Source organism: Pseudomonas sp. GM60 (genome assembly GCF_000282415.1).
Classification (GTDB): Bacteria; Pseudomonadota; Gammaproteobacteria; order Pseudomonadales; family Pseudomonadaceae; genus Aquipseudomonas; species Aquipseudomonas migulae.
This window is the reverse complement of sequence record NZ_AKJI01000172.1, coordinates 1-10918: the sequence shown is the minus strand read 5'-3', so window position 1 is coordinate 10918 and position 10918 is coordinate 1. Positions and strand designations below refer to the sequence as shown.

The following is a 10918-nucleotide window of genomic DNA, read 5'->3' as shown; positions in this document are numbered from 1 at the left end:
CGATGGTCGTTAACGATAACGCTTACTGACTGGTTCACCGCGGTGCACTGGAGTCCATCGCCAGCAAGCCGGCTCCTACAGGTTCTGTGTTTCCCGAGAGTCCGTGTCAGAAATTCCGTTCGCCAACGTGATCCGCTTGCCCACCCTGCCCTTGATGCCGCTGGCCTGACCGGCCTGGGTGATCAATCCCGGAATCAGCTCGCCTACGGGCAGACTTTGCTTCAGGTCAAACCGGGCGCCGATTTCCTTGCGGCCCAACGCGGTCAACGTCAGCGCCCGGCTGTCCAGATCCTGCGTCACCCATTTGCGCTTGATCGCCGTTTGCAGCAACGCCGCGCCCAACGAACCACCCAGATGCGGTCGGCGCATGCTCCAGTCCAGGCACGGGCAGGCAAACCGTCGGCGCTGCGTGGTCAGGTCGTTGACTTCAATGCCCAGCCCTTCGAACAACGCCTCGCCGCTGTCACTCAGCCGATAAGCCTGCTCATCGGTTTCCAGCAACCAGCCTTTTTCCAGCAGCCGGTCATGCAGCAACACCGCCAGCGTGCCGGCCATGTGGTCGTAGCACGTGCGGGCAAATTGCAGGCGGTCCGGGGTGCGTGGGTTGAACGTCGGCGCGGTGTTCTGGCCGATCACCATCAACGCTTCCAGCGCCTGGGCCACGCGTTTGTCCGCGAGGCTGTAATAGCGATGACGCCCTTGAACATGCAGACGCAGCAGCGCCAGGTCCTTGAGTTTGGCCAGATGCGCGCTGGCAGTGGAAGCGCTGACTTCGGCAATCGCCGCCAACTCGGTGCTGGTGCGGGCGTGGCCGTCCATCAAAGAACACAACATTTTGGTCCGGGCCGGTTCGGCAATGGCCGCCGCCACCTGTGAAACACCGAGGTCGTGAAGTTCTGCGTTCATATTTCGCTCCCGGACGAATCAAGCCCTTTTCGGACTGGAGATAGTAGCAACACTTCTCCCACCACGAACAAGGCTGCGACCCATGGACCCGATCATCGCTGCGACTCATGCCGATCCTTATCCTTATTACGCGCAGTTGCGCGCTCAAGGCGGACTGGTTTTTCACCAGGGACTGAAACTGTGGGTGGCCAGTAGCGCCAAAGCCGTGGCGGCGGTGCTGGCGCATCCTGACTGTCACGTGCGGCCGACTCACGAACCAGTGCCCAAGGCCATTGCCAGTGGCATGGCCGGCAAGGTCTTCAGTCAGTTGATGCGCATGAACGAGGGCGAACGCCAGCGTTGCCCAAGATCGGCGATCCAGCCGGAGGTGGCGCTTATTGACGGGGAGGAAGTCAATGCGTTGGTCGGTGCGCGGTTGCTCAGCCCCGACGCCGAAGGGCTGCACAAGGCAATGTTTCTTGGCCCGGTGTGCGTAGTGGCAGCGTTGTTGGGGTTTTCGCCCGCACAGGCTCGGGTGATCAGCGAGCTGACCGGGGATTTCGTCGCGTGCCTGTCGCCCCTCAGCGCTCAGGCACACCTGGACGTAGCCCATAAGGCGGCGGAACAATTGCGTGGTTATTTCATTGAGCTGCTGGACGACCCGGACAACCAAAGCGCCCTTCTTGCCGGTATCCGCCAGCGGTTTTCGGCAACCTCCGACGACAGCGAAGCCCTGATTGCCAACCTCATCGGCCTGTTCTCCCAAACCTATGAAGCCACCGCCGGGCTGATCGGCAATGCGTTACTGGCGTTGATTCGACATCCGCAGTGGCTGAACGATTCGATCAACATTGACGACCTGTTGGCCGAAGTCCAGCGCTTCGATCCGCCGGTACAGAACACCCGTCGCTTCGTCGCCGCATCCTGTGAAATCGAGGGTATGAACTTCAATGCAAGCGATGTAATCCTGGTGATGCTGGCGTCGGCCAATCGCGATCCGCAGTTCAATGAGCAGCCTGATGCATTCATGCTCGAACGCCCGCAGCGACGCAGTTTCACCTTCGGCGCCGGTCGCCATCAATGTCCCGGGCAGGTGCTGGCCATGAGTATCGCCAGCGCCACGCTGAGGCAGATTCTGGCCTTGAAACCCGCGCTGGAGCGATTGACCTGGCGCTACCGCCCTTCCCTGAATGGCCGAATCCCGCTGTTCTCGTGAAGAGCACGCCGGCACATTTGTTACATCAGGTTAAGGGTGTAATGACTGGCAATGCGTTTATCGCGAGTGACTTTCTCCCTAGAGTCACTCTGATAAACGTCAGCGAGGCGCCATCGATGCAAACCCAACTGGACAAAGCCCTGAGCGCTTTTGCGCGAGCAGACCTTCTGCAAGGCCCCACGCCCATTCAACGAGCCGAACGCCTCGAACAGCTGTTGGGCCTGGGGACGCGAGGAATTCGCCTGTTTCTCAAGCGCGACGATCACATGTTGCTGGGTGGTGGCGGCAACAAACTGCGCAAACTCGAATTCCATATTGGTGCGGCGCAGCAGGCCGGCATTGATACGGTCATTACCGTCGGCGGCGTGCAGTCCAACCATGCACGCCTGACCGCCGCAGCCTGCGCACGTTTAGGCATCGCCTGCGAATTGATCCTGACGCGCTCGGTCCCCAAGACTGATGTGGATTACGAACTCAACGGCAATGTGCTGCTCGACCAATTGTTTGGCGCGCAACTGCAAGTGCTCGCGGGAGGCACCGACTCGCTCGCCCGGGCCGAGGCTCGCGCGGCGCAACTTCGGGACGCGGGGCACAAGGTGCTGGTGATTCCCATGGGCGGTTCAACGCCCCTCGGCAGTCTCGGTTATGCGCGTTGCGCCGCAGAAATCATGCAGCAGGAGACGGCACTCGGCCTGCTCTTCAATCAGGTCGTGGTGCCCAACGGCAGCGCCGGCACCCACGCCGGGCTTGCGGCTGGCTTCCAGTTGCTGGACCGAGGGGCCTCGATGGTCAAGTCTTACTCGGTGTTGTCGGATCGGGAATCGTCAGCGACCAGAACCCTGAAATTGACCCAGGATACGCTGGCATTACTCGGCGGCAACGCCAGCGTACGACCCGAAGAGATCGTCGTTGACGGCAGTCAGTTGGGCGAAGGTTACGGTCTGCCTACCGAAGCCATGCAAGACGCCGTGCGGCTGATGGCTCGCGCCGAAGGTTTGTTGATCGACCCGGTGTACTCCGGCAAGGCGTTTGCCGGGTTGGTGGCGGATCTCAAGCAAGAACGTTTTCGCGCCGGGGACAACGTGTTGTTTGTGATGACGGGCGGGACACCGGAGTTGTATGCGTATCGGGAGACGTTTCAGGGTTAGTCATGCCAGATTGACCGCGTTATCGTTCATCGCCAGCAAGCCGGCTCCTACAGGGATTGCGTACTTGCCGGCGATGGCGTTATGACAAACGACACATCCCCACTGACGCGCCAATCAATCATCCCGCGTCAAAACTTCCAGCAATTCAATCTCGAAAATCAGGTTCGAGTTCGGCGGGATCGCCCCAATCGTGCGCTCGCCATAGCCCAGATGCGCCGGCACCAGCAATTTGCGCTTGCCACCGACCTGCATCCCCATGATCCCCTGATCCCAGCCTTTGATCACACGTCCGGTGCCGATCACGCACTGGAAAGGTTTGCCCCGGCTGTAGGAAGAATCGAACTCGCTACCGTCTTCCAGCCAGCCACGATACTGGGTGGTGATCAGCGCACCTTTGACGGCAGCTTTGCCGTCGCCCGCGTCAAGATCGATTACCTGCAGTTCATCATTCATCATGTTCACTCTATTGTTCACTCGCCCAATTGGACGTAACGGCGCCGTTTTCCCAGAAACGTGCGCGATTGGCAACCCATACGGCCTGTTTCTGCCACTAGGCGTGAACTAAGATATGCAGCACCTACCATAGGAATCAAAACGCCATGACGGCAACCTCTGCATGATTCATGTCTGGACCGGCGCAGCCATTTGCGCGTTGCTGCTTGCCCTGATTATCGCGCTGATCTGTCGCGAGCGTTCGCTGCGAAAGCAGCTCGACGAATATCGCGTGCTCATCACCCACCTGTCCGAACGACAAAACATCCATCAGGACAGCGACGCCGAACGCTTCAAACGCAGCCAGTATTTCGCCCGAATCGGCACCTGGGACTGGGATGTCGACACCGATCGGCTCTACTGGTCGGACGCGATTTACGGCATGTTCGGCTTCAAGATCGGCGAAGTGACGCCCTCCTACGCCTTGTTTTGCGCCTGCGTGCATCCCGACGACCGGGTCAGGGTCCGGGCCGGTGAGCTGCGTTGCCTGGAAACCGGCGAGAACCATGACGAGGAATACCGGGTCATCTGGCCCGACGGCACCATCCGCTGGTTGCGCGAGACCGGCAACGTGGTGAAAAACAACCACGATGAAACGATCAAGATGATGGGCGTGGTCCGCGACATCACCGAGGAAAAAGCCTCCGCCAGTTACCTGCAGCACCTGGCCCATTTCGACCCGTTGACCGGCCTGCCCAACCGGCTGGTGCTCGAAGAGCGTTTGTCCGAGGCACTGGAACAAGCCCGAATCACCGCCACCCGAGTAGCACTGGTGTTCGTCGACCTCAATGGTTTCAAGGCGATCAACGACCGTTACGGCCATGCCGCCGGCGACCGCGTACTCGTCACCACCGCCACGCGCCTGAAGCGAATCCTGCGCTCAACCGACACCGTCGCCCGCATCGGTGGCGACGAATTCGTGGTCATCCTCCAGGGCCTGCCGCAAGGCGGCAGTTTGCAAGACGAAGCCCGCAACATCTGCCAGAAAATCTTCGTCGAACTCTCTCCCCCCGTCACCATCGGCAATGACCAGCGCCACATCGGCACCAGCCTGGGCGTCGCGGTGTTCCCCGATCATGCGCCGAGCATGGACCGGTTGATTCATATTGCGGACCTGGCGATGTATGCGGCCAAACGCAGCGGGAATAATCAGTATCGGCTGGGTGAGCAGGGGTTGAGCCACAGTCGTGTCGAATCAACCTGATCGGACTTCGAGTGCACTGAAACAGTCCCGATTGTTGCACTCGCGCCATTCATACAATCATTGCAGGCCTGGCTTGCGCCCGTCGTCTCAGCCTTTATCCTTGTACCCCCCGCCGTACCGAGTTCTGGAGTTTCCCCATGCCCCATGAAGGCAACCTGTTGCAAGCCGCTGTCGTGTTCCTGTTCGCGGCGGTGCTCACCGTCCCCTTAGCCAAGCGCCTGCAATTGGGGGCGGTGCTGGGTTATCTGTTTGCCGGGGTGATCATCGGGCCGTCGGTGCTGGGGCTGATCGGCAACCCGCAAAGCGTCAGTCATATTTCCGAACTCGGCGTGGTGTTGCTGCTGTTTATCATCGGCCTGGAGCTGTCGCCGCGACGCTTGTGGGTCATGCGCAAATCGGTGTTTGGCGTCGGTCTGGCGCAGGTGCTACTGACCGGATCGGTGATTGGCGTGGTGGCGCTGTTCGTGTTTGGCCAACCGTTGAACAGCGCGATTGTGCTGGGACTGGGCCTGGCACTGTCCTCCACGGCCTTCGGCCTGCAAAGCCTGGCCGAACGCAAGGAATTGACCAGCCCCCATGGGCGTCTGGCATTCGCGATTCTGCTGTTCCAGGACATCGCAGCGATCCCGCTGATCGCCATGGTGCCGTTGCTGGCGGGCGGTGATCACACCACCACCGCGACTGAGGATTTGAACCACGGCTTGCGCGTTTTGGGCAGCATCGCCGTGGTGGTGATCGGCGGACGGTATCTGCTGCGACCGGTGTTCCGTGTGGTCGCCCGCACCGGTCTGCCGGAGGTTTCCACCGCCACCGCGTTGCTGGTGGTGATCGGCACGGCGTGGCTGATGGATCTGGTCGGCGTATCGATGGCACTTGGCGCGTTCCTCGCCGGTTTGCTGCTGGCGGATTCCGAATACCGCCACGAACTGGAAGCACAGATCGAACCGTTCAAGGGCCTGCTGCTGGGGCTGTTTTTCATCAGCGTCGGCATGGGCGCGAATCTCAGCCTGCTGCTCAGCGCACCGATCACGGTGCTGGGCCTGACCCTGTTGCTGATCGCCATCAAGCTGCCGCTGCTGTTTGTCGTGGGGCGACTGGCTGGCGGTTTGGGCAAGGTCAGTGCGATTCGCCTCGGCATCGTACTGGCGGCGGGCGGTGAGTTTGCGTTTGTGGTGTTCAAGATCGGCCGCGACCAGAATTTGTTCGAACCGCGCCTGTACGATCTGCTGGTGCTGACCATCACCCTGTCCATGGCGGTGACGCCGTTGTTGCTGCTGATCTGCGCGCGACTGGTCAGCCCCAAGGTGCAGCCGGTGGTGGTGCCGGAGAAATTCCGCGAGATCGACACCGACGAGCCGCGTGTGGTGATTGCCGGCATGGGCCGGATGGGGCAAATCGTCGCCCGTATCCTGCGCGCGCAGAACATCAAGTTCGTCGCCCTCGACACCTCGGTGGAAACCATCGAACTGTCGCGCAGCTTTGGCGGCGTGCCGGTGTTCTACGGCGACCCGATGCGCCCGGAAATCCTCAGCGCGGCCAAGATCGAGCACGCGGAATACTTCATCATCGCCACCGACGACCCGGACACCAACATCAAGACCGCCGAGGTCGTGCACCGGCTGTACCCGCACATCAAGATCATCGCCCGCGCCCGTAACCGTCAGCATGTGCACCGGTTGGTGGACCTGGGGGCCGAGGCGATTCGGGAAACCTATTATTCGAGCCTGGAAATGAGCCGGCGCACGCTGGTGGGATTGGGCCTGACCCAAGCGCAGGCAGATGCGCGGATCAAGCGTTTCCAGCATCACGACGAGCAAGTGCTGGAAGCGCAGCATGCGGTGTATGACGATGCGGCGAAGGTGTTGCAGACCGCGCAGGAAGCCAGGGCGGAACTGGCGAAGCTGTTTGAGTCGGATCAGCTTGAAGAACAATCCGCCAAGATTTGAGGACCTCATCGCGGGCTTGCCCGCGATGAACGATAACGCGGTGCATCTGGATAAATACTCATGTCAAAGGAATCCACCATGGCTGCCGACCAACCCGCCCCCGCCCTGAAGGAAATCTTCAACGCCGAGCGCCTCAAGCACATCGCTACCGAGATGACCGCGGTCTACCCCGATTTCAATGCCAAAGCCTTCCTGAAACTGGCCAACGACGGACTGGCCGAGCTGTCGATCATGCAGCGCATGGCCCGGGTCAGCGAATCTCTGCACGCGGTGCTGCCGCTGGGTTTTGACGAGTCGCTGGAGGTATTGCGCGCCCTCGCCCCGCGCCTGAACAGCGGTTTCGTCAGCATCTCGCTGCCGCATTACGTCGCGACTTACGGCGCCCATGCTTTCGAGCCGTCCATGGCTGCGCTCAAATACTTCACCACATTCGGCTCTGCTGAATTCGCGATCCGCTATTTCCTGCGCAGTGACCTCAAGCGCGCGTTGGCCGTGATGCACGATTGGTCGCTGGATGAAAACGAACATGTCCGGCGCCTGGCCAGCGAAGGCTGTCGCCCACGCCTGCCGTGGTCATTTCGCCTGGAACAGATTCAGGCCGACCCGAGCCTCGCCGCCGCGATCCTCGACAACCTCAAGGCGGACGCCAGCCTTTACGTGCGCAAGTCGGTGGCCAACCACCTCAACGACATCACCAAGGACCATCCCGAGTGGGTGCTGGACCTGATCGAAGGCTGGTCGCTGGAGAACAGGCATACCGCATGGATCGCCAGACATGCACTACGCAGCCTGATCAAACAGGGCAACCAGCGGGCGCTGGCGATCATCGGCGCGGGCGGCAAGCCCGAGGTCGAAATCATTGATGTGAACGTTGAACCGGCCGTGATTGGCCTGGGGGAGAAAATCACCTTGTCCTTCAGCGTCAAATCCACGGTCGAGGACAGTCAGCGCCTGGTGATCGACTACGCCATCGATTACGTCAAAGCCAATGGCAGCACCTCGGCGAAGGTGTTCAAGCTCAAGGCATTGACGCTGCCCGGCCAAGCGACCGCCCTCCTCAGCCGTGGTCAGCACATCAAGGAACTGACGACGCGCCGACATTACGCAGGCAAACATGCGGTGCACATCCTGGTGAACGGCGAACGCCTCGCCAGCACGGCCTTCGAAATCCTCCCCTGAACACGCGATCCCCTGTAGGAGCGAGGCTTGCCCGCGAAGAGGCCCTTGAGTCTGGTATCAATTTCAAAACCGCCTTCGCGGGCAAGCCTCGCTCCTACAAAGGGTCAGGGTTTAGCAGCAGGTTTTGTTCTCGCTCACACAACTCCACCACGTAATCCCACAACACCCGCAACCGCACGGACTTGTGCAGCTCGCGACGGGTGCTGATCCAGTAGCTGCGCTGGATGCTTTCATCCGGCAACAGCGGCACCAGCTGCGGATCGGCGCTGGCCATGTAGCACGGCAGCACCGCAATCCCCAACCCCGAGCGCGCCGCCTGTTGCTGGGCGATCACGCTGGTGCTGTGGAACACCACCTGCGGATTGCGGCAGAAGCTGTTGAGGAACATCAATTCCTGACTGAACAGCAAGTCGTCGACATAGCCAATCCACGCGTGGCGCCCGAGGTCTTCGCGGCTGCGCAACGGTGGTGCCCTGTCGAGGTAAGCCTGGCTGGCATACAGCGCCAGGCGATAGTCAGTGAGTTTGCGCGTGACCAGCATGTCGGCTGCGGGGCGTTCGAGGTGGATGCTGATCTCCGCTTCGCGGTTGAGGATGCTGACAAATCGCGGCACCGCCACCAGCTCCACTTCCAGCCCCGGATAGCGCTCGAACAAACCGTTCATGCGACTGGCGAGGAACATGATGCCCAGGCCTTCGGTCACCCCCACGCGAATCTTGCCCAGCGGCGCCGTCGATTGGGTGATCTCTTCCTGGGCCAGCAAGGCGACGTTCTCCATCGCTTCGGCGTGTTTGAGCAACGCTTCACCCGCCGGCGTCAATTCATAACCCTGGGCGTGCTGGACGAACAGCGCCGTGCCGAGGCTTTTTTCGATGGCCTCGATGTGCCGGGCCACGGTGGCGTGGGTGGTGTTCAAACGGCGGGCAGCGGTGAGCAAACGCCCGCTGCGCTGCAATTCGAGAAAAAACCGCAGGTCATTCCAATCGAACATGAACCGTCCTTAGGGATACGCTGTTTAAAAACGCACAGCGGCTGCGCAAAAACTAACATTCTTTTGACGAAAGCTAACAACTAGGATGATCGACAACAAGAACAACAATACGAGGTCAGGGATGCAGACTTCCCTTGATGAATACGATTACATCGTGGTCGGGGCCGGGCCGGCGGGATGTTTGCTGGCCAATCGATTGTCGACCAACCCGCAACACCGGGTCCTGCTGCTCGAAGCCGGCGGCCGCGATAACTACGCATGGATTCACATCCCCGTGGGTTACCTGTTCTGCATCGGCAACCCGCGCACCGACTGGTGCTTCAAGACCGAAGCGCAAGCAGGCCTGCAAGGTCGCGCCCTGAGTTACCCGCGCGGCAAAGTGCTCGGCGGTTGCTCCTCAATCAACGGCATGATCTACATGCGCGGCCAGGCCGGCGACTACGATGGTTGGGCAGCCGATGGCAATCCCGGCTGGCGTTGGGACGATGTGCTGCCGCTGTTCAAGAAAAGCGAAAATCATTTTGCCGGCGACTCGCAATTTCACGGCGCCGCCGGGGAATGGCGGATCGAGCGTCAGCGACTGTCCTGGCCAATTCTCGATGCGTTCCGCAGCGCGGCCGAACAAAGCGGCATCGCCAGCATCGATGACTTCAATCAGGGCGACAACGAAGGCTGCGGCTACTTCCAGGTCAATCAGAAGGCCGGGATTCGCTGGAACGCGGCCAAGGCATTTCTCAAACCGGTCCGCCATCGTCCCAATCTCACCGTGCTGACCGACGTTGAAGTCGACCGCGTGCTCCTGGAAAACGGCCGTGCAGCGGCGGTCAGTACGCGTTGGCAGGGTCAGGCGAAAACCTTCAAGGCGCGCAAGGAAATCGTCCTTTGCGCGGGTGCCGTCGGTTCGCCGAGCATCTTGCAACGCTCCGGCATCGGCCCTCGCCCGCTCCTGGAAAAACTGGGCATCGGTGTGGCCCATGAGCTGCCCGGTGTGGGCGGCAACTTGCAGGATCACCTGCAACTGCGGCTGATCTACAAACTGCAAAACGCGCGCACCCTGAACCAGATCGCTGGCAGTGTGTGGGGCAAGATCGGCATGGGGCTGCGTTATCTGTATGACCGCAGTGGCCCGCTGTCCATGGCGCCGAGTCAGCTCGGTGCGTTTGCCCGCTCGGGGCCGGAGCAGACTTCGGCGAACCTCGAATACCACGTGCAGCCGCTGTCGCTGGAGCGCTTCGGCGAGCCGTTGCATGCCTTCCCGGCCTTCACGGCGTCGGTCTGCGATCTGCGTCCGCAAAGCCGTGGACGAATCGACATTCGCTCGGTCAACCCGCAGGACGCGCCGCTGATTCAACCCAATTACCTGAGCCATCCGGAAGATTTACGCGTCGCCGCCGATGCGATCCGCCTGACCCGGCGCATCGTTTCCGCGCCCGCCCTGCAAGCGTTCAAACCGGTGGAATACCTGCCCGGTGACAGTTTGCAGAGCGAAGAACAACTGCACGAAGCCGCCGCGCGAATTGGTACGACGATTTTCCATCCGGTCGGTACGTGCCGCATGGGCAACGACGGGGACGCGGTGGTCGATGCCGAATTGAAAGTCCACGGCATCCCCGGCCTGCGCATCGCCGACGCCTCGATCATGCCGCGCATCACCTCGGGCAACACCTGTTCGCCGACGCTGATGATTGCCGAAAAGGCCGCACAACTCATCCTCAACCCCGCCACAAGGAGCCCGACCTCACCGATGGAACTGGTGACCAATGCCTGACCTCCAAACACAAAACCTGTAGGAGCCAGCTTGCTGGCGAAGGCTGTGTGTCAGGCGCCATCAGTATTGACTGACACATCGCTTTCGCC

General features: G+C 60.9%; 9 protein-coding genes. 6 read left to right on the top strand and 3 right to left on the bottom strand.

Going from position 1 to position 10918, the window contains the following annotated elements:
- Nucleotides 1-75: 75 nt before the first annotated feature.
- Nucleotides 76-906 carry an ArsR/SmtB family transcription factor gene (locus PMI32_RS00450; protein ID WP_008035641.1) on the bottom strand — a complete coding sequence of 277 codons (831 nt, stop codon included), beginning with the start codon at nt 904-906 and terminating at the stop codon, nt 76-78.
- An 82-nt stretch (nt 907-988) separates the two neighbouring features.
- Between PMI32_RS00450 and PMI32_RS00455 the strand changes: the two genes are divergently transcribed.
- On the top strand, nt 989-2101 hold the full coding sequence (locus tag PMI32_RS00455) for a cytochrome P450 (RefSeq protein ID WP_008035640.1): 1113 nt from the start codon (nt 989-991) through the stop codon (nt 2099-2101).
- 116 nt (nt 2102-2217) lie between these two features.
- Nucleotides 2218-3249 carry a D-cysteine desulfhydrase family protein gene (locus PMI32_RS00460; RefSeq protein WP_008035638.1) on the top strand — a complete coding sequence of 344 codons (1032 nt, stop codon included), beginning with the start codon at nt 2218-2220 and terminating at the stop codon, nt 3247-3249.
- Nucleotides 3250-3363: 114 nt separating this feature from the next.
- On the opposite strand, the gene PMI32_RS00465 is transcribed toward PMI32_RS00460, so the two are convergent.
- A complete protein-coding gene (locus PMI32_RS00465; RefSeq protein WP_032829259.1) occupies nt 3364-3702 on the bottom strand; it encodes an FKBP-type peptidyl-prolyl cis-trans isomerase in 339 nt (112 codons plus the stop codon).
- Nucleotides 3703-3865: 163 nt separating this feature from the next.
- Here PMI32_RS00465 and PMI32_RS00470 point away from each other — a divergent pair, with 163 nt between their 5' ends.
- The 3 genes from PMI32_RS00470 to PMI32_RS00480 all read left to right on the top strand — a co-directional run bounded on the left by PMI32_RS00470 (nt 3866) and on the right by PMI32_RS00480 (nt 8070).
- Nucleotides 3866-4945 carry a sensor domain-containing diguanylate cyclase gene (locus tag PMI32_RS00470; protein ID WP_008035634.1) on the top strand — a complete coding sequence of 360 codons (1080 nt, stop codon included), beginning with the start codon at nt 3866-3868 and terminating at the stop codon, nt 4943-4945.
- A gap of 137 nt (nt 4946-5082) precedes the next feature.
- Entirely contained in the window at nt 5083-6891 is a 1809-nt protein-coding gene (locus PMI32_RS00475) for a monovalent cation:proton antiporter-2 (CPA2) family protein (RefSeq protein WP_008035632.1), read from the top strand.
- Between the two features lie 78 nt (nt 6892-6969).
- Nucleotides 6970-8070: a DNA alkylation repair protein gene (locus PMI32_RS00480; protein WP_008035630.1), complete on the top strand. Its 1101-nt coding sequence runs from the start codon at nt 6970-6972 to the stop codon at nt 8068-8070.
- A gap of 94 nt (nt 8071-8164) precedes the next feature.
- On the opposite strand, the gene PMI32_RS00485 is transcribed toward PMI32_RS00480, so the two are convergent.
- Nucleotides 8165-9061: a LysR family transcriptional regulator gene (locus PMI32_RS00485; RefSeq protein ID WP_008035628.1), complete on the bottom strand. Its 897-nt coding sequence runs from the start codon at nt 9059-9061 to the stop codon at nt 8165-8167.
- Nucleotides 9062-9182: 121 nt separating this feature from the next.
- Between PMI32_RS00485 and PMI32_RS00490 the strand changes: the two genes are divergently transcribed.
- Nucleotides 9183-10829, top strand: coding sequence for a GMC family oxidoreductase (locus PMI32_RS00490; protein ID WP_008035626.1), 1647 nt, complete (start codon nt 9183-9185; stop codon nt 10827-10829).
- Nucleotides 10830-10918 lie beyond the last annotated feature (89 nt).

Coding starts and splice junctions, on each gene's coding strand:
- PMI32_RS00490 (WP_008035626.1), top strand. CDS start 9,183: ATGCAGACTTCCCTTGATGAATACGATTACATCGTGGTCGGGGCCGGG.
- PMI32_RS00450 (WP_008035641.1), bottom strand. CDS start 906: ATGAACGCAGAACTTCACGACCTCGGTGTTTCACAGGTGGCGGCGGCC.
- PMI32_RS00465 (WP_032829259.1), bottom strand. CDS start 3,702: ATGAATGATGAACTGCAGGTAATCGATCTTGACGCGGGCGACGGCAAA.
- PMI32_RS00485 (WP_008035628.1), bottom strand. CDS start 9,061: ATGTTCGATTGGAATGACCTGCGGTTTTTTCTCGAATTGCAGCGCAGC.
- PMI32_RS00460 (WP_008035638.1), top strand. CDS start 2,218: ATGCAAACCCAACTGGACAAAGCCCTGAGCGCTTTTGCGCGAGCAGAC.
- PMI32_RS00455 (WP_008035640.1), top strand. CDS start 989: ATGGACCCGATCATCGCTGCGACTCATGCCGATCCTTATCCTTATTAC.
- PMI32_RS00470 (WP_008035634.1), top strand. CDS start 3,866: ATGATTCATGTCTGGACCGGCGCAGCCATTTGCGCGTTGCTGCTTGCC.
- PMI32_RS00475 (WP_008035632.1), top strand. CDS start 5,083: ATGCCCCATGAAGGCAACCTGTTGCAAGCCGCTGTCGTGTTCCTGTTC.
- PMI32_RS00480 (WP_008035630.1), top strand. CDS start 6,970: ATGGCTGCCGACCAACCCGCCCCCGCCCTGAAGGAAATCTTCAACGCC.